Origin of the sequence: Aliiroseovarius sediminis (assembly GCF_022678485.1) — a bacterium.
Classification (GTDB): Bacteria; Pseudomonadota; Alphaproteobacteria; order Rhodobacterales; family Rhodobacteraceae; genus Aliiroseovarius; species Aliiroseovarius sediminis.
On the sequence record NZ_JALBYP010000032.1, the window covers coordinates 58,612 to 75,036 of the forward strand.

19 protein-coding genes are annotated in these 16,425 nt (G+C 57.2%); 9 read left to right on the forward strand and 10 right to left on the reverse strand.

Annotation, left to right across the window (positions count from 1 at the left end):
- Window position 1: 1 nt before the first annotated feature.
- Both mltA and MN186_RS09295 read right to left on the reverse strand, forming a co-directional pair.
- Window positions 2-1,030 carry a murein transglycosylase A gene (gene mltA / locus MN186_RS09290; RefSeq protein WP_242114321.1) on the reverse strand — a complete coding sequence of 343 codons (1,029 nt, stop codon included), beginning with the start codon at window positions 1,028-1,030 and terminating at the stop codon, window positions 2-4.
- A complete protein-coding gene (locus tag MN186_RS09295; RefSeq protein WP_242114099.1) occupies window positions 1,030-1,689 on the reverse strand; it encodes a Tim44/TimA family putative adaptor protein in 660 nt (219 codons plus the stop codon). The genes mltA and MN186_RS09295 overlap by 1 nt, the downstream gene beginning before the upstream one ends.
- Before the next feature lie 105 nt (window positions 1,690-1,794).
- On the opposite strand from MN186_RS09295, the gene MN186_RS09300 reads away from it, so the two are divergent.
- Window positions 1,795-2,304, forward strand: coding sequence for an FxsA family protein (locus tag MN186_RS09300; RefSeq protein WP_242114100.1), 510 nt, complete (start codon window positions 1,795-1,797; stop codon window positions 2,302-2,304).
- Here the strand turns inward: MN186_RS09300 and idi are convergent.
- Window positions 2,284-2,805 (reverse strand): isopentenyl-diphosphate delta-isomerase, encoded by a 522-nt coding sequence (gene idi / locus MN186_RS09305; RefSeq protein ID WP_242114101.1) that lies wholly within the window; start codon window positions 2,803-2,805, stop codon window positions 2,284-2,286. The genes MN186_RS09300 and idi overlap by 21 nt on opposite strands.
- A 103-nt stretch (window positions 2,806-2,908) precedes the next feature.
- Between idi and secB the strand changes: the two genes are divergently transcribed.
- Window positions 2,909-3,400 (forward strand): protein-export chaperone SecB, encoded by a 492-nt coding sequence (gene secB, locus MN186_RS09310; protein ID WP_242114102.1) that lies wholly within the window; start codon window positions 2,909-2,911, stop codon window positions 3,398-3,400.
- A 15-nt stretch (window positions 3,401-3,415) separates the two neighbouring features.
- On the opposite strand, the gene dnaQ is transcribed toward secB, so the two are convergent.
- The 4 genes from dnaQ to MN186_RS09330 are packed head-to-tail and all read right to left on the reverse strand — an operon-like array spanning window position 3,416 to window position 6,168.
- Window positions 3,416-4,147, reverse strand: coding sequence for a DNA polymerase III subunit epsilon (gene dnaQ / locus MN186_RS09315; protein WP_242114103.1), 732 nt, complete (start codon window positions 4,145-4,147; stop codon window positions 3,416-3,418).
- Window positions 4,140-4,739: a dephospho-CoA kinase gene (gene coaE / locus MN186_RS09320; protein WP_242114104.1), complete on the reverse strand. Its 600-nt coding sequence runs from the start codon at window positions 4,737-4,739 to the stop codon at window positions 4,140-4,142. The genes dnaQ and coaE overlap by 8 nt, the downstream gene beginning before the upstream one ends.
- The gene (locus tag MN186_RS09325; protein ID WP_242114105.1) at window positions 4,736-5,572 is read right to left on the reverse strand and encodes a shikimate dehydrogenase; all 837 of its coding nucleotides are present in this window, start codon (window positions 5,570-5,572) and stop codon (window positions 4,736-4,738) included. Before MN186_RS09325 ends, coaE begins: the two co-directional genes overlap by 4 nt.
- Window positions 5,569-6,168 carry a Maf family protein gene (locus tag MN186_RS09330; protein ID WP_242114106.1) on the reverse strand — a complete coding sequence of 200 codons (600 nt, stop codon included), beginning with the start codon at window positions 6,166-6,168 and terminating at the stop codon, window positions 5,569-5,571. The genes MN186_RS09325 and MN186_RS09330 overlap by 4 nt, the downstream gene beginning before the upstream one ends.
- Before the next feature lie 397 nt (window positions 6,169-6,565).
- Here MN186_RS09330 and MN186_RS09335 point away from each other — a divergent pair, with 397 nt between their 5' ends.
- The 7 genes from MN186_RS09335 to MN186_RS09365 all read left to right on the forward strand — a co-directional run bounded on the left by MN186_RS09335 (window position 6,566) and on the right by MN186_RS09365 (window position 13,945).
- Complete coding sequence (locus tag MN186_RS09335; protein WP_242114107.1) at window positions 6,566-7,015, forward strand: CopD family protein; 450 nt, start codon at window positions 6,566-6,568, stop codon at window positions 7,013-7,015.
- Window positions 7,016-7,149: 134 nt separating this feature from the next.
- Window positions 7,150-8,421 (forward strand): transcription termination factor Rho, encoded by a 1,272-nt coding sequence (gene rho / locus MN186_RS09340; protein ID WP_242114108.1) that lies wholly within the window; start codon window positions 7,150-7,152, stop codon window positions 8,419-8,421.
- A gap of 28 nt (window positions 8,422-8,449) precedes the next feature.
- Entirely contained in the window at window positions 8,450-9,739 is a 1,290-nt protein-coding gene (gene mnmE / locus MN186_RS09345; RefSeq protein WP_242114109.1) for a tRNA uridine-5-carboxymethylaminomethyl(34) synthesis GTPase MnmE, read from the forward strand.
- Window positions 9,740-9,771: 32 nt separating this feature from the next.
- Window positions 9,772-11,649, forward strand: coding sequence for a tRNA uridine-5-carboxymethylaminomethyl(34) synthesis enzyme MnmG (mnmG, locus tag MN186_RS09350; protein ID WP_242114110.1), 1,878 nt, complete (start codon window positions 9,772-9,774; stop codon window positions 11,647-11,649).
- Window positions 11,646-12,266 (forward strand): 16S rRNA (guanine(527)-N(7))-methyltransferase RsmG, encoded by a 621-nt coding sequence (rsmG, locus tag MN186_RS09355; protein WP_242114111.1) that lies wholly within the window; start codon window positions 11,646-11,648, stop codon window positions 12,264-12,266. The genes mnmG and rsmG overlap by 4 nt, the downstream gene beginning before the upstream one ends.
- A 1-nt stretch (window position 12,267) precedes the next feature.
- Window positions 12,268-13,062 carry a ParA family protein gene (locus MN186_RS09360; RefSeq protein ID WP_242114112.1) on the forward strand — a complete coding sequence of 265 codons (795 nt, stop codon included), beginning with the start codon at window positions 12,268-12,270 and terminating at the stop codon, window positions 13,060-13,062.
- A 1-nt stretch (window position 13,063) separates the two neighbouring features.
- On the forward strand, window positions 13,064-13,945 hold the full coding sequence (locus tag MN186_RS09365; protein ID WP_242114113.1) for a ParB/RepB/Spo0J family partition protein: 882 nt from the start codon (window positions 13,064-13,066) through the stop codon (window positions 13,943-13,945).
- Here MN186_RS09365 and hemW read toward each other — a convergent pair.
- Genes hemW through rph form a run of 3 tightly spaced genes read right to left on the reverse strand, consistent with a single transcriptional unit; the run spans window position 13,942 to window position 16,410 of the window.
- Window positions 13,942-15,099, reverse strand: a complete 1,158-nt coding sequence (gene hemW / locus MN186_RS09370) for a radical SAM family heme chaperone HemW (protein ID WP_242114114.1) — start codon at window positions 15,097-15,099, stop codon at window positions 13,942-13,944. The genes MN186_RS09365 and hemW overlap by 4 nt on opposite strands.
- Complete coding sequence (gene rdgB, locus MN186_RS09375) at window positions 15,092-15,700, reverse strand: RdgB/HAM1 family non-canonical purine NTP pyrophosphatase (RefSeq protein WP_242114115.1); 609 nt, start codon at window positions 15,698-15,700, stop codon at window positions 15,092-15,094. Before rdgB ends, hemW begins: the two co-directional genes overlap by 8 nt.
- Complete coding sequence (gene rph, locus MN186_RS09380) at window positions 15,700-16,410, reverse strand: ribonuclease PH (protein ID WP_242114116.1); 711 nt, start codon at window positions 16,408-16,410, stop codon at window positions 15,700-15,702. The genes rdgB and rph overlap by 1 nt, the downstream gene beginning before the upstream one ends.
- Window positions 16,411-16,425: the final 15 nt, after the last annotated feature.

Here is a 16,425-nt window from a genome sequence, read left to right on the forward strand (position 1 = left end):
GTCACTCCTCGGGCAGGATGGCGAAGGCGCGTTGGATAGGCAGCAGCACAACCATACGACCCGCATCACGGATTTTGCCCGCAAGCCGCCCGGCGCGTGCGCCCGTGCCCCAGAAAATATCTGCCCGTTGCGCGCCCTTCACGCGTGACCCGGTATCTTGCGCGATCATCAGGCGGTTAAACGGCTCGGCACCCTTTTTTTCAAGCCACACCGGCGCGCCTAGCGGTGTGTATTTCGGGTCAATCGCCACCGACCGATGCGCTGTAATGGACCTGTTCATCGCGCCCAGAGGTCCCTTGTCGGCCGAGACTTTGCCAATCTCGCGGAAAAACACATAAGAGGGATTCTTCAACAACAACTCGCGCCCTTCATCGGGGTTTCGCTTGACCCAGTTCTGGATCACCTTTTGCGAGACCTGATGTGGCTCGTACACACCCTGCCGCACCAGTTCGTTGCCCAACGACATAAAGCTGTGCCCGTTCGACCCGCCATAGCCCAAACGGATCGTACCGCCTTCGGCCAGCCGAATGCGGCCAGAGCCTTGAATTTGCAGGAATTGAAGCTCGACCGGGTCTTCGACCCAAGCGATTTCCAGACCACGACCGCTCAGCGCCTCTTCATCCTCGATATTGCGGCGGGATAGCCAGACATGGCCTGCTTTGACCTCAGGCGGGGTGCGATAGACGGGATAGCGATAGCGAAGGGATTCCGTGCGCGAGCCGCGGATTTCCGGCTCGTAATAGGCGGTGAACAGGGGGTCGTTTCCATCACGGATCAGGACGGGGCGGAAGAACAGCTCGAAGAAGGTCTTGCCGTCATCTTGTTCGGCGGCCAGCGCGCAGATCGGGCGCCATTGCGGGTCGTCCAGATCGCGGCAGGTGTCCAGAAAGACGCCCAGCGCCGCTTGGTGGTCATCCTGATCCCACCCTTCAAGTTCGTCGAAGGACAGAATCGAAACCTCTGCATCCTCCAGACCGGCTTGAACCGGGCTGCCCAAAAGGGCCAGCGCACATGCCAGCCCGCGCAGCATCATCCACCCGTGGCAACAAGCTGCCAGTTCGGGTTGTCAGACCCCATGATGCGGGCGAAGCTCCAGACGTCCTTCTGACGTTTCACTTCGTTGGGATTGCCTTCAATGATGTCGCCGGCCTTGTCGCGCACCACAGATGTCAATTCACCAACAAACCGCACCGTCACTTCGCCTTCGCGGGTCGCAGCATCAAATTGGGCATCCACCAGCTTCAGCTCTCGCAGGCCGACAAAATGTGCGTCGACCGAAAGGCCTTTTTTCTCACGCGATTCGATCACCGTCGCAAATGTTTCATAAACGTCGTCGGCCAGAAATGGCTTGATCTGGGCCAGATCGCCAGCTTCGAACCCCATCAGGATCATTTCATATGCGCCGCGCGCGCCGCCCAGGAATTCGCTGACATTGAAAGACGGCTCGGCCCCTTTCATGGCGGCCAGAGCTTGGGCTGCAGGGCTTCCCTCGGGCACATGGTCCGTGATATCGCTGTCGGGACCGCCCTGGATGACCTCGAACTGGTCGCGCGACAGGCGGCGATCGTCTTTCTTGGCGACCACAGGTTTTTCAAACCCCTCGCGCGTGCCAAGCACATCGCGCAGGCGCAAGATCAGAAACAGGGCAATTCCGGCAAGCACCAGAAGCTGGATCAGGGATGAGCTCATATATACCTCTTTTCAAGCGCGATATGGAAACGCGTCGACCGGAGTCATATGTAGGTGCTGAGCGGGGCCAAGTCCACCGTTCGAAACGAAAAGGAGACCTGCCCAATGTGGCTTTTTGCGCTGTTTATCGCGGTTCCGCTGATCGAGATCGCCCTGTTCATACAAGTCGGGGGTGCGATCGGCCTGTGGCCCACGCTTGCGATCGTCGTTTTGACCGCGATTGTGGGCACGCAACTGATGCGCGCGCAGGGCGCTTTGGCGATGTCACAACTGCGTGAAAGCTTCGGTCAGTTGAACGACCCGACCGAGCCGTTGGCGCATGGGGCAATGATCCTGTTTTCCGGCGCGCTGCTTTTGACGCCCGGATTTTTCACCGATTTCGTTGGCTTTGCGCTGCTGATCCCCGCCGTGCGCCGGGCGGTGTATCACTGGGTGCGTGCGCGGGTGCAGGTTCAGACCTTCACGATGGGGCCGCAAGATCCAAACGATCCGCGCAGGCCGCATCCGCATAACCCCAAGGATGACGTAATCGACGGCGACTTTGAGGATGTCACGCCCGAGAAGCGGCCCACGCATCCCGGCGTCGAAGGTCCGTCAGGCTGGACCAAACACTGAGCTTGCGTGTTTTTCCATATAGATTTTCAGCCACGGCGTGAAGATCTCGGGCATGTGGGCAATTCGGTCGTCCAACGCGGCGCGCGTCAGCCAGTCGACCGCCTGAACCTCGGTCGGGTTCAGGGTTATTTGCGGTAAGGTGTCGGCGTGAATGATGAAAAGGTCGACAACCTCGTGCTCTGTCAGCCCGCTGCCCACATCGGCGCGGTATTCCAATGTCTCAACCCATTTGGGGGTCAGACCGGTGATGCCCAATTCTTCGTCCAACCGGCGAATGGCGCAATCCATCGGCGGCTCGTCCCAGTGGGGATGGGTGCAGCAGGTGTTCGCCCATTTGCCCGGCGTGTGATATTTGCCCGCCGCGCGTTGCTGGATCAGCACCTTATCCGCGTGAAACAAAAACACCGACACAGCCTTGTGCCGTAACCCATCTATATGAGCCTGCAATTTCTCAACCGGGGTCAGGGTGCCGTCAATCCAGGCGGGGATCATGTCTGCCATAACCGTCAGATAACCTCTATGCCCACTCGATAAAACCCCTTGTTGAGGGCGCGAGGGCAAGGTGCTAAGCACTTCCCAACAGTTTTTCCCGAAGGAGACAAGAATGGCCGACGAAGCCAATACACAAGCCACCCCCGTTCAGCCCAAGATGCAGGTTCTGGGCCAGTTCATCCGCGACATGTCATTTGAAAACATCTTGGCGCAAAAAGGCGTTCAAGGCGAAGTCCAGCCGGACATCAATGTCGAAGTCGCGCTGGACGCCAAGAAACGCCCCACCGACAACCAGTTCGAGGTCATCACGAAATTCACAATCGGGTCCAAGAACAAGAACGGCGGAGAGCAACTGTTCCTGATGGAACTGGAATATGCCGGTATCTTTCAGGTCGAAAACGTGCCCGAAGATCAGATGCACCCGTTCCTGATGATCGAATGCCCCCGCATGTTGTTCCCCTTCGTGCGCCGCATCGTGGCCGACGTGACCCGCGACGGCGGTTTCCCGGCGCTTAATCTGGATACGGTCGACTTCCTTGCACTGTATCGTCACGAAATCGAACGCCGCATGGCCGCCGAACAGGGTGACGCGCCGGTTAACTGATCTAAGCCGAAAGACTTACTTAAGATCTTTCCAAAGCGCGCCGCAGCCCAGCTTTTCCACGAAAGCATCATGGGCTGCGGCTTCTTTTTCCGTGATCCGTCCAGACAGGGGATTGGGGCGCGGATAGGGGCGCCATGCGCCGCTGCTGCCCCCACTCGACGATGTATCGAGATCGGGCGCCAAAACCAGATCCGGCTGTCGCCCGCCGATCAGTTCCAGATAAACCTCGGCCAGAATTTCACTGTCCAGAAGCGCGCCGTGCAGGGTGCGTGAGGAATTGTCGATGCTGAACCGGCGGCACAGCGCATCCAAAGACGCGGGCGAACCGGGAAATTTGGTACGAGCGATTGCCAGAGTGTCGGTTGCCTGCTCCCACGGAATGTTGGGCAAGCCCATCCATTTCAGCTCGGCATTCAGGAATTTCATGTCGAAGCTGGCATTGTGAATGACCAGCCGGGCGTCACCGATGAAATCAAGGAAGGCTTGCCCGACCAGCTTGAACACCGGCTTGTCGCGCAGCGTCACCTCGCCGGGTTTCGGAGGGCGTGGGACAGTCAGAAGGTCGGGGCCGATGCCGTGCACGCCGAACGCCTCGTCCGGCATGTCGCGTTCGGGGTTGATATATTGGTGATAGGTCTTGCCCGTCGGCATATGGTTGTAAAGCTCAAGGCAGCCGATTTCGACGATGCGATCGCCGCTTTCGGGGTCGAAGCCCGTGGTTTCGGTGTCCAGCACGATCTCACGCATGGGACGAACGCTCCTTCACTTGGGCAAGCACCTGTTTCACGGCGGCTTGCGCGCCTTCGATGGTATCGGTGGGGATAACGACATCCGCACGGGTTCGTTTTTCTTCGTCCGGCATCTGTTTTGCAAGGATTGCATCGAACTGATCCGGGGTCATCGTGCCGCGCGCTAGGACCCGTTCGCGCTGCGCCTCAGACGAGGTGGAAACAACAGCGACCAAATCCATCTGCGCATCCGCGCCTGTTTCAAACAGCAGCGGAATGTCCAGAAGAACCACCGGTACGTCCGTGTCGCGCAAAAACCGCGCGCGGTCTTGGGCGACCAGCGGGTGAACGACGGCCTCGATCTGCTTCAGAGCCGTGTCGTCTTTTGCCAGCCAGTTCTTCAACACATTGCGGTCAACCGCACCGTCGACAATAGCATTGGGGCAGATCGCGCGAAGCGGCTCGACCGCCGCGCCGCCGGGCGCATAGATGCGGTGAACGGCGGCGTCCGCATCCCAGACCGGCACACCTTCGGCTGCGAACATTTGCGCGGTCGTGGTCTTCCCCATCCCGATCGAGCCGGTCAGCCCTATGACGAACGGTCGGCTCATGGCCCCAGCACCGCCTGGCGCAGCGCGTCATCGACAACCGGGCGCATACCAAACCAACGTTCAAACCCCGGCACCGCTTGATGCAACAGCATTCCAAGCCCATCCACGGTGATGCAGCCTGCGTTGTCTGCCTCGTCCAGAAAATGGGTGCGTAAGGGGGTATAGACCAGATCCGTCACCACCATACCCGGCTTGAAACCATCCAGCGGCACACGGAAATCGGGCTTTCCAACCATCCCAAGCGAGGTTGTGTTGACTGCCGTGACCGCGCCATCCAGCATGTTGGCGGCCTGCGTCCAATCAAACACCTTGATCCGAGGACCAAACTCGGCCCGCAACGCATCAGCCCGCGCGCGGGTGCGGTTGGACAGGCGGATTTCAGGCACGCCCACCTCGATCAGGGACGCGACGATGGCGCGCGCCGCACCCCCTGCACCGAAGACAGCGGTGGGGCCGGTGTCGGGCGCCCAATCGGGGGCGCCCTGACGCAGGTTTTCGACAAAACCATACCCATCCGTATTGTCAGCGTAGATCTTGCCATCGGGGCGAAAGATCAACGTATTCGCCGCACCAATAAGGGCGGCGCGATCGGTCACGGTGTCGGCGATCCTAAGCACCGATTCCTTATGCGGAATGGTAACGTTCACGCCAACGAACCCAGCCTTGGGCAGGGTGCGGATGACATGCTCTAGATCTCCGTTAACCACACGCATGGGAATGTAATGTCCGACGATCGCATTCGCCCGAAGCCAATGTCCGTGCAGCCGTGGGGATAACGAATGTTCAATCGGGTCACCAATCACGCCCGCCAAGGGGATACGTTGTTCGCTCATATATCAAGATCTCCTCGCATAATCAGGTATGACAGCAGCTCTGTCAGCGGCAAACCCAAAACATTGAAATAATCGCCATCAACTTTCGCAAACAACCGCACGCCTTCCTCCTCTAGCTTATAAGCGCCCACCGCATGCCGGATGCTGTCCCAGTTCCGGGTGACGTAATCTTCGATATAGGCGGGCGACAAATCACGCATCCGCAAACGAACCACGCCGATGTGGCGCCAAAGCGGTTTGGCGTCCTGATACAGAACGGCGGCAGATAGCAGGCGATGGGTCTGACCGGACAAGGCCGTTAGTTGGGCAATAGCCTCGTCCATATCGCGGGGCTTTGACAGAACCTCGCCCGCCAATTCGGCAACCTGATCGCAGCCAAGAACCAGACGGCCGGGGAACTTTTCGCTTATCTTGCGCGCTTTGAATTCGGCCAGCGCGTCTGCCAGATCACGCGGGCTGGCACCTTCAGCGGTCAGCGAGGCGTGGATCGTTTCTTCATCAATCCGGGCAGGATGAACGTCGATACCAACAGCCGCATTTCGCAAAAGCTCCGCGCGAATCTGCGATGCCGAAGCAAGAATCAAAGAGGCGGTCATCTGATAACCCTGTGGATAATCTCTGTTTGTTCTAGTGCCATCAAAAGTGGACAACGCAGCACGCAACAAGACGCGGGGAAAACTCACCCCTTTTCTAAGCCAGTTTCCAAAGTTCTTCCACTGTGGAAACCGTCTTCTGGCCGCGGTGTCGCAGACGCAACACGGCCTTGTTTATCCGATCACTTATCCCCAAGCCAAACAGAAATTTCTGTATGTTTTTCATATATATAACCGATTTTTTCCGCCCAGGAAACAATCTTTATCCACTTGTGGGTAACGGCTGGTATAACTGTTTAATCCCCATTATTCACAGCCCCTACTAAAACATCATCTTTCTTTCTTCTTCTTTATTATTTTAAGAAGGGATGGACGTGATTGACCGATAGGAGTGCGAAGAATGGGTGAGTTTCTGGCGGATATTTATTTCTGGACGAAATCCCTGCATATCGTGTCTGTGATTGCGTGGATGGCGGGGATTTTTTACCTTCCCCGTCTGTTTGTCTATCACGTCGAAGTGGTAGGATCTGGCAATGAAACGGACGATCTGTTTCAGACGATGGAACGTCGGTTGCTGAAGGCGATCATGAACCCAGCCATGATCAGCACATGGCTGTTTGGCCTGCTGCTTGTGATGACACCGGGGATTGTCGATTGGATGATGATCTGGCCGTGGACCAAGGCTGTGTCCATTATTGCAATGACGTGGTTTCATATGTGGCTGGCGGCCCGACGCAAGGAATTTGTTGCGGGAACCAACACGCTGGCGGGTCGGCGCTATCGCATCATGAACGAAGTGCCTACGCTTTTAATGCTGGTCATCGTCTTTTCCGTTGTTCTGAAATTCTAAGAAGATTGACTCGCGTCGCCAACAGGCGTATTTGACCTGAAACGCGGGCCATCCGGTCACGCTTGTTTCCCATTCTTCATATTGACCGCAGCGCCCGTGCGCATGCCGTCCTGAGGCCATCCCAGAGTATCCTTATGTCTGATAACCGTTTGAACCTTGCCGATCTGAAAGCCAAAAGCCCGAAAGAGCTTGTGAACATGGCTGAAGAACTAGAAATCGAAAACGCATCCACAATGCGCAAAGGCGAGATGATGTTCTCGATCCTGAAAGAGCTGGCCGAGGATGAATGGATCATCGGCGGTGATGGCGTGCTTGAGGTCGTGCAAGACGGCTTTGGCTTTCTACGCTCACCCGAGGCGAACTATTTGTCCGGGCCTGACGATATATACGTCTCGCCCGATGTGATCCGTCAATATTCATTGCGCACGGGTGATACGATTGAAGGCATCATCCAGGCACCGGGCGAGAACGAGAACTATTTTGCCATCACCAAGGTCGAAGAAATCAATTTTGGCGCTCCAGAAGCAGCGAAGCACAAGGTTGCCTTTGATAACCTGACGCCGCTTTACCCCGATGAACGCCTGAAGATGGAAATCGAAGACCCCACGATCAAAGACCGTTCGGCCCGGATCATCGATCTGGTGTCGCCCATCGGTAAGGGACAGCGGGCGCTGATCGTGGCTCCTCCGCGGACGGGTAAAACCGTTCTGTTGCAGAATATCGCCAATTCCATCGAGACCAATCACCCCGAATGCTATTTGATCGTCCTGTTGATCGACGAACGGCCTGAAGAGGTCACGGACATGCAACGTTCGGTAAAAGGCGAGGTTGTATCCTCGACTTTTGATGAACCGGCCACACGTCACGTTGCCGTGGCCGAAATGGTGATCGAGAAAGCCAAGCGGTTAGTGGAACACAAACGTGACGTGGTAATCTTGCTCGACTCGATCACCCGTTTGGGGCGCGCCTTTAACACGACCGTGCCATCGTCAGGTAAAGTTCTGACGGGTGGTGTGGACGCCAACGCCTTGCAACGGCCCAAACGGTTCTTTGGTGCCGCGCGGAATATCGAAGAAGGCGGATCGCTGACCATCATCTCGACCGCGCTGATCGACACCGGGTCGCGGATGGACGAAGTGATCTTTGAGGAATTCAAAGGCACGGGCAACAGCGAAATTGTGCTGGATCGCAAGGTCGCCGACAAGCGCGTGTTCCCGGCCATCGACATCCTGAAATCCGGCACACGGAAAGAAGAGCTGTTGGTCGATGCAAAAGACTTGCAGAAGACCTATGTCTTGCGACGGATTTTGAACCCGATGGGCACCACGGATGCCATTGAATTCTTGATCTCGAAGTTGAAGCAGACCAAGACGAATTCGGATTTCTTCGACTCGATGAATACGTAACTTATTGTTATAAAACAATGGGTTAGATATGGATACAATCTACTCTCTTGCCAGTGCCCGTGGAAAAGCGGGTGTCGCAGTGGTCCGGATCTCCGGGCCATATGCGTTTTCGGCTGCGCGCGGGTTGGCTGGGTCTTTGCCCGCTATTCGCAAGGCTGGATTGCGCCGGTTGATGGGGACTGATGGGCAGTTGTTAGACGAGGCTCTGGTCCTGTGTTTCGACGATGGTGCCAGTTTCACCGGTGAATCGGTTGTCGAACTACAGCTTCACGGCTCGACCGCCGTGGTGCGCGCAGTTTTGGACACCCTGTCCACCTATCCAGATTTGCGTCTGGCTGAACCGGGCGAGTTCACACGCCGCGCATTGGAAAATGACCGGCTCGATCTGGCACAAGTTGAAGGACTGGCCGATCTTCTGGACGCCGAGACCGAGGCGCAGCGGCGGCAGGCGGTGACGATTCTGTCCGGTGCGTTGGGCGACTTGGCAGAGAACTGGCGTCATGACCTGATTCGCGCGGCGGCGTTGCTGGAAGCCACGATTGATTTTGCCGACGAAGACGTGCCCGTCGATGTCTCACCTGAAGTCAACGGGTTGCTTGATGGCGTTCTGACGACACTGGCCGCAGAAACCGCCGGGACACGCATCGCTGAACGCATTCGCGATGGCTTCGAAGTTGCGATTGTCGGCGCGCCCAATGCCGGAAAATCTACGCTTCTGAATGCGCTGGCAGGACGTGACGCGGCGATCACATCCGAGATTGCGGGCACCACGCGGGATGTGATCGAGGTGCAGATGGAACTTGCGGGGCTTGCCGTCACGGTGCTGGATACGGCAGGCTTGCGCACGGCACAGGATAAGGTCGAGGCGATCGGTGTCGAGAGGGCGTTGGCCCGCGCGCGCGCCGCAGATCTTCGGGTTTTCTTGCAGAGCCAAGGCGATGAAGTGCTGCCTCTGAAGGCATCACCGGGTGATATTACGGTGCAGGCAAAGGCCGACTTAAGCAAGACGAAGGGTCTGGCGGTGTCGGGCCTGACCGGACAAGGTGTTGACCAACTGGTTGCGCGAATCGCCGACCAATTGGAAAATCGTGTTAAAGGTGTCGGGGTTGCCACGCGCGCGCGCCATCGGATTGCGATGCAGATCGCGCAGAGCGCTTTGGAAGACGCTCGAATCGAGGTACAACACGGGCCGGGGCGTGCCGAATTTGCCGCAGAAGAAATCAGAACCGCGATTCGGGCTCTTGATAGCTTGGTTGGTCGTGTTGATGTAGAGCATTTGCTGGATGAAATCTTCGCGAGCTTTTGCCTTGGAAAATAGCAGCCGGAAATAGCTGTGCGAAATGAAGTGGAGTGTTTCACGTGAAACATCGTGACTTTGATGTGATCGTCGTTGGCGGTGGCCACGCAGGTGCAGACGCTGCACATGCCTCAGCCCGGCTGAACGCTCGTACCGCCCTGATAACGCTTCGAAAAGAGGATCTGGGCGTCATGTCCTGCAACCCTGCAATCGGCGGGCTTGGAAAAGGGCATCTGGTACGCGAAATCGATGCAATGGACGGCTTGATGGGACGGGTGGCCGATCAGGCAGGCATCCAGTTTCGTTTGTTAAACCGACGCAAGGGTCCCGCTGTACAAGGGCCGCGTGCGCAGGCCGACCGTAAGCTGTACCGCGCCGCCATGCAGCAGGAAATTGCAAAAACGCAGAACCTGAGCGTCATTGAAGGCGAAGCGGTTGACTTATTGATGGATGGCGACCGCGTATCTGGCGTCAGACTGCACGATGGCAGCAGCTTGCGCGCCTCTTCAGTGATCTTGACGACCGGTACATTTCTGCGCGGTGTTATTCATGTCGGCGACAAACGGTCGTCGGGCGGAAGGATGGGGGATCGCCCGTCAATCAAGTTGGCCGAACGGATCGACAGCTTTGGCCTGCCGCTTGGGCGCCTCAAGACAGGAACGCCGCCACGCTTGGATGGTCGGACCATCGACTGGGATCATCTTGAGCAACAGCCGGGCGATGATGACCCGGTTCTGTTCTCTTTTCTCAATACCAAGCCCGTTGCCCGACAAATTTGCTGTGGGATCACCCACACAAATACGCAAACGCATGATATCATTCGAGAAAACATCGATCAGTCTGCGATGTATGGTGGGCAGATTGATGGCGTGGGGCCGCGCTACTGCCCATCGATTGAAGATAAGATCGTTCGTTTTGCGGATAAGGAATCGCATCAAATCTTCTTGGAGCCAGAGGGGTTGGATGATCACACGGTCTATCCCAATGGCATAAGCACATCGCTGCCCATCGAGGTGCAAGAGGCCTACGTCCGCTCGATCACCGGGTTGGCGCGCGCAGAAATTTTGCAGCCTGGTTATGCCATCGAGTATGACTATGTCGATCCGCGGTCCTTGACCGAAACGCTTCAATTGCGCGACGTACCAGGACTGTATCTTGCCGGGCAGATCAATGGCACAACGGGATATGAAGAGGCTGCCGCACAAGGTCTGATCGCCGGTCTGAACGCGGCACTGGCATCGCAAGACCGCGATCCAATCATTTTTTCACGCTCGAGTTCGTATATGGGCGTTATGGTCGATGATCTGATCACTCGCGGTGTGACGGAACCCTATCGGATGTTCACGTCCCGCGCGGAATATCGGCTGTCTTTGCGCGCCGATAACGCCGACCAACGCTTGACCCCGCTTGGAATTGCGTTGGGATGCGTCGGGCAAACTCGGCGAGCGTTTTTCGAACGAAAAGGGGCGGCGCTAGAAACAGCGAAGGTAGCTTTGACCGCAAGAACATTCACACCCCAAGACCTTGAGAAGCTGGGACTGACCGTCCGCAAAGATGGCACCAAGCGGACAGCGTTCGAACTTTTAGCCTTCCCCGGTATGGATTACGCGAAAATCGTCGAGCTTGACCCATCATTCGCGGATATTTCGACCGATATTCAGACCCAGATCAGCCGAGACGCCATGTATGCCAATTATATCGAACGACAGGCCCGCGATGTCGAGGCGTTGCAGCGTGACGAAGCACAACGCATTCCTGATGATTTTCGATATGAAGATTTGGTTGGATTGTCGAATGAGCTCGCAGATAAACTTAGCCGGGTGCGACCCCGAACGCTTGCCCAAGCGGGGCGCGTCGAGGGGATGACACCGGCCGCGTTGACCTTGATTCTCGCCCGGCTTCGCCGCGAGATGCGGAAACGATCGGCATGAAAGGCAGAGATCTGCTGGCGGACTACGATGTTTCACGTGAAACAATGGAGCGGCTAGAGCGCTACGCTCAGCTTCTAAAAAAGTGGAATCCAGCAATAAATCTGGTGGCACCATCGACCATTGACGCATTGTGGTCGCGTCACTTCCTTGATTCCATTCAGATTTTTAGCTTGGCACCCGAAAAGGTTACGAAGTGGTGTGACATGGGCACGGGCGGGGGCTTCCCCGGCTTGATTATCGCGATCCTTGCAAAGGAAAGCGACCCGGAGCGCCAGACCGTTTGTATCGAAAGCGATCTAAGGAAGGCCACTTTCCTACGCACCGTGGCGCGCGAGACTGGCGTAAACGCGATGATTCTGTCGAAACGGATTGAGGGTGCCGAGCCGCAGGAAGCCGATATCGTTTCTGCTCGTGCTCTTGCGCCATTGAAGGACTTGCTAGGCTATGCAGATCGCCATTTATCGCCGCAGGGGCATTGCATCTTCCTGAAGGGTGAGAATTACCGGAGTGAGGTGGAAGAAGCGCTTGAAACCTGGCAGTTTGCGCTTGATACATATCCCAGCAAGACAAACCCCGACGCCGTTGTTTTGAAGATCGGAGATCTAAGACGTGCCTGATATGTTCAGTGGCCCAAACCCTAAGATCATCGCGATCACCAATCAGAAGGGTGGGGTGGGTAAAACAACAACGACAATAAACTTGGGCGCAGCACTGGCCGAGATCGGATTCCGTGTGCTTTTGATTGACCTTGATCCTCAGGGAAACGCGTCAACAGGCCTAGGTGTTGAGGTCGCAGATAGGAAACTAACAACATATGACCTTCTTCTGGAAGAAGCGCCGCTGACAGATGTGTTGCAGGAAACCGAGGTCGACAACCTTTTCATTGCTCCGGCAACAACGGATTTGTCCTCTGCAGATATCGAGCTGGTATCGAACGAAAAGCGCAGTCACCTCCTTCATGATGCGGTGCGCGCGACCGGGTTGGGTCATCTGGGGTTGGATTATGTCTTGATCGACTGTCCGCCTTCGCTGAACCTGTTGACGGTAAATGCTTTGGTCGCAGCGGACAGCGTTTTGATCCCGTTACAGAGCGAGTTTTTCGCGCTAGAGGGGCTGTCGCAGTTGATGTTGACCATTCGCGAGGTGCGCCAGACTGCAAATCCGAATCTGCGGATCGAGGGGATCGTCCTGACCATGTTCGACACCCGGAACAACCTATCGCGGCAGGTCGAAGCCGACGCGCGCGACAATCTGGGTGATTTGGTGTTCAAAACCATGATTCCGCGTAACGTTCGGGTTAGTGAAGCGCCCTCGTTCGCGTTGCCGGTTTTGCATTATGATCCGACATCAAAAGGCAGTCAGGCCTATCGCAAGCTGGCAACCGAGCTGTCCAAACGCAAAGTAAGAGGCTGATATGAGCAAGAATCAAAAGCAACGCGGTCTGGGCCGCGGTCTGTCAGCGTTGATGGCCGATGTCACCACCGAAGAAAAAACAACCGTGGATGCGCCGCGCCGCGCTGACCTGATTATCCCGGTCGACAAGATTTCGCCCAATCCGGAACAGCCGCGACGTCAGTTTACCGAAGATCAGTTGAACGATCTGGCTGCATCAATCCGCGAGAAGGGCGTGATCCAGCCGTTGATCGTGCGCCCCAAACCCGGCGCGGAGGGGGAATACGAGATCGTCGCAGGTGAACGCCGCTGGCGCGCGTCGCAGATGGCGCAATTGCACGATCTTCCTGTCATCGTTCGGGACTACAGCGACACCGAGGCGCTTGAGGTTGCGATCATCGAAAACATCCAACGCGCCGACCTGAACGCGATAGAAGAGGCCGCCGGTTATCGCGACCTGATGAACCGGTTTGGACATACGCAAGAGAGGGTATCCGAAGCGTTGGGCAAAAGCCGCAGCCACATTGCAAACCTTCTGCGCCTATTGAACCTGCCCGACGAAGTGCAGGGCTTTGTCCGTGAGGGCAAGCTAAGCGCAGGTCATGCGCGCACGTTGGTCACGGCGGAAAACCCGGTCGCGCTGGCCCGGCAGATCATCGCCAAAGGCCTGTCCGTTCGCGCGGCCGAGGCGCTGGCGAAGTCACCCAAGTCAACCGCCCCGAAGCCCGCGCGCCCGAAAGCCGAAAAAGACGCCGACACCCGCGCGCTTGAGGGCGACCTGTCTGCCGCCTTGGGCATGAAGGTGCAGATCGACCACGGTGCGGATGGGGAAAGCGGGACTGTCACGGTGCGTTATAAATCGCTCGACGATCTTGATACATTGTGCGGAAAGCTATCGTCTTAATCAGGTGCCAATTCGCGCAGAATGGCGTTCAGAACAGGCCGTCCCTTGCCTGTTGTTGCAAGGCGGTCGTCGGTTATCTGGATCAAGCCAATATCTTTTAAGTCATTGATTGTATTGGTATTTAATGAGGTGCCGAGTCGTTTTTGAAGGTGTTTCAGATCAATACCTTCGACGGTGCGAAGCCCCATCAGCAAAAGCTCGGTCACCTGTTCATCAAGCCCGATGACCGACCGCGCACTCTCGCCTTTCGACTGGCTGGCGGCGCGCAGCCAGTTGGTCGGGGCAAGGGCGGTTTCGGTTGCAAATCGTTTGCCGCCAATGCTGATTCGCCCATGTGCGCCGGGGCCGATGCCGACCCAATCGCCTGACCGCCAATAGATCAGATTGTGCTGACTCTCCTGACCGGGCCGCGCGTGGTTTGACACCTCGTAAGCGGGCAGGCCGGCGGCGTCGCAGATCGACTGCGTCAGGAAATACATGTCGGTCGCCAAATCCTCGTCCGGCAGGCCGCGCAGCTTGCCCGCATCAAACCGTGCGCCAAAGGCAGTGCCCGGCTCGATGGTCAGTTGATAGAGCGACAGATGATCAGGGCCGTAGGTCAGCGCCTCGGCCAACTCTGCCTGCCACGCATCCAGCGTTTGATCCTGTCGCGCATAGATCAGGTCGAAGCTGACCCGATCAAACAGCGACCGCGCGACGGCCAAAGCCTGTTTCGCCTCATCCACGGAATGAAGCCGGCCCAACCGCCCAAGGTCTGCATTGTCCAACGCTTGAATTCCGATGGAGATCCGATTGACCCCGGCAGCCTTGTAGCCCGCGAAATTGCGCGCTTCGATCGAGCCGGGATTGGCCTCCAGCGTGATTTCAATGTCGTTCGCGAAGGTCCAATGCTGCGCTGCGCGTTCGATGATCGCGGCGACGGTGGCGGGTTCCATCAGGCTGGGTGTGCCGCCGCCGAAATAGATCGAGCCAAGCACGCGATCCGGGGTTTCAGCGCCGTATCTGTCAAGCTCGGCGACATAGGCGTTCAGCCACGCGTCATGATCAATCGACGCGACGACATGGCTGTTGAAATCACAATAGGGGCATTTGGATTGGCAAAACGGCCAGTGGACATAAAGCCCGAAGCCGCCGATTTGCCAGTTCTCAAGCAAAGGCGCCCCGCACAAGCTTGGCAAAGGCGTCGGCGCGGTGGCTGATTGCGTGTTTCTTGTCTGGGTCCATTTCCCCGAAAGTGATGTCATGGCCATCGGGCACGAAGATCGGATCATAGCCGAACCCCTGATCGCCACGCATGGGCCATGTCAGATGGCCTTTCACCGTGCCTTCGAAGACCTCGTCATGTCCGTCGGGCCAGGCTAGGCAAAGCGTGCAGCAGAACTGCGCTTTGCGGGGATGGGGGGCGTTCTTGTCCTCAAGCAGGTTCCACGTTTTTTCCATCGCCATCGGAAAATCACGGCCATTGGGCGTTTCGGCCCAATCTGCTGTGTAAACGCCGGGCGCGCCGTCAAGCGCGTCGACCATGATGCCGCTGTCATCGGACAGGGCGGGCAGGCCGGATGCCTTGGCGGCGAAATGCGCTTTGATGCGGGCGTTGCCGACAAAGGTATCCTCGGTCTCGTCCGGCTCATCCAGCCCAAGGGCGCCGGCAGAGGTCACGGACACGCCAAAAGGCTCTAACAAGGCCGAAATCTCGCGTAATTTGCCTTCGTTATGGGTCGCGATGACCAGTTTTGTGTCCGTGAACTTGCGCATTAGGCGGTGGCCCCGATCTGGGCGGTGACCAGCTCGGAAATGCCTTTGTCGGCCAGATCCATCAACTCGTTCATTTGGTCACGGGTAAAGGTCGAGCCTTCGGCGGACATCTGAACCTCAATCAGTTTTGGACCGCAAAGAACGAAATTACCGTCAACGCCAGCCTCTGAATCCTCGGGATAATCCAGATCAAGGATAGGCTGGCCCCCATAGATACCACAGGATACGGCGGCAACCGGGTCCATCAGCGGGTCAGTGGTGACGTCACCGGCCTTTAGCAGTTTGTTAACCGCCAGCCGCAGCGCAACCCAGCCGCCAGTGATCGCAGCGCAACGGGTCCCGCCGTCGGCCTGGATCACATCACAATCAACGGTGATCTGGCGTTCGCCCAACGCCACAAGGTCGATACCTGCGCGCAGGGACCGCCCAATAAGGCGTTGAATTTCGACCGTCCGTCCGCCTTGTTTTCCCGCGGTCGCCTCGCGACGCATCCGCGACCCGGTGGAGCGGGGCAGCATACCGTATTCCGCCGTCACCCAGCCCTTGCCGGAATTGCGCAGAAATGGTGGCACACGTGCTTCAAGGGACGCGGTGCACAGCACATGGGTGTCGCCCAGTTTGATCATGCACGAGCCTTCGGCATGTTTTGTGACTCCGGTCTCGATTGAAATCGGGCGCATTTGATCTAGATTCCGACCTGACGGACGCATGGGCTTCCCCTTTGT

Excerpts from the sequence above, each read along its gene's own strand:
- mltA (WP_242114321.1), bottom strand. The coding sequence starts at position 1,030 with ATGCTGCGCGGGCTGGCATGTGCGCTGGCCCTTTTGGGCAGCCCGGTT.
- MN186_RS09295 (WP_242114099.1), bottom strand. The coding sequence starts at position 1,689 with ATGAGCTCATCCCTGATCCAGCTTCTGGTGCTTGCCGGAATTGCCCTG.
- MN186_RS09300 (WP_242114100.1), top strand. The coding sequence starts at position 1,795 with ATGTGGCTTTTTGCGCTGTTTATCGCGGTTCCGCTGATCGAGATCGCC.
- idi (WP_242114101.1), bottom strand. The coding sequence starts at position 2,805 with ATGGCAGACATGATCCCCGCCTGGATTGACGGCACCCTGACCCCGGTT.
- secB (WP_242114102.1), top strand. The coding sequence starts at position 2,909 with ATGGCCGACGAAGCCAATACACAAGCCACCCCCGTTCAGCCCAAGATG.
- dnaQ (WP_242114103.1), bottom strand. The coding sequence starts at position 4,147 with ATGCGTGAGATCGTGCTGGACACCGAAACCACGGGCTTCGACCCCGAA.
- coaE (WP_242114104.1), bottom strand. The coding sequence starts at position 4,739 with ATGAGCCGACCGTTCGTCATAGGGCTGACCGGCTCGATCGGGATGGGG.
- MN186_RS09325 (WP_242114105.1), bottom strand. The coding sequence starts at position 5,572 with ATGAGCGAACAACGTATCCCCTTGGCGGGCGTGATTGGTGACCCGATT.
- MN186_RS09330 (WP_242114106.1), bottom strand. The coding sequence starts at position 6,168 with ATGACCGCCTCTTTGATTCTTGCTTCGGCATCGCAGATTCGCGCGGAG.
- MN186_RS09335 (WP_242114107.1), top strand. The coding sequence starts at position 6,566 with ATGGGTGAGTTTCTGGCGGATATTTATTTCTGGACGAAATCCCTGCAT.
- rho (WP_242114108.1), top strand. The coding sequence starts at position 7,150 with ATGTCTGATAACCGTTTGAACCTTGCCGATCTGAAAGCCAAAAGCCCG.
- mnmE (WP_242114109.1), top strand. The coding sequence starts at position 8,450 with ATGGATACAATCTACTCTCTTGCCAGTGCCCGTGGAAAAGCGGGTGTC.
- rsmG (WP_242114111.1), top strand. The coding sequence starts at position 11,646 with ATGAAAGGCAGAGATCTGCTGGCGGACTACGATGTTTCACGTGAAACA.
- MN186_RS09360 (WP_242114112.1), top strand. The coding sequence starts at position 12,268 with ATGTTCAGTGGCCCAAACCCTAAGATCATCGCGATCACCAATCAGAAG.
- MN186_RS09365 (WP_242114113.1), top strand. The coding sequence starts at position 13,064 with ATGAGCAAGAATCAAAAGCAACGCGGTCTGGGCCGCGGTCTGTCAGCG.
- rdgB (WP_242114115.1), bottom strand. The coding sequence starts at position 15,700 with ATGCGCAAGTTCACGGACACAAAACTGGTCATCGCGACCCATAACGAA.
- rph (WP_242114116.1), bottom strand. The coding sequence starts at position 16,410 with ATGCGTCCGTCAGGTCGGAATCTAGATCAAATGCGCCCGATTTCAATC.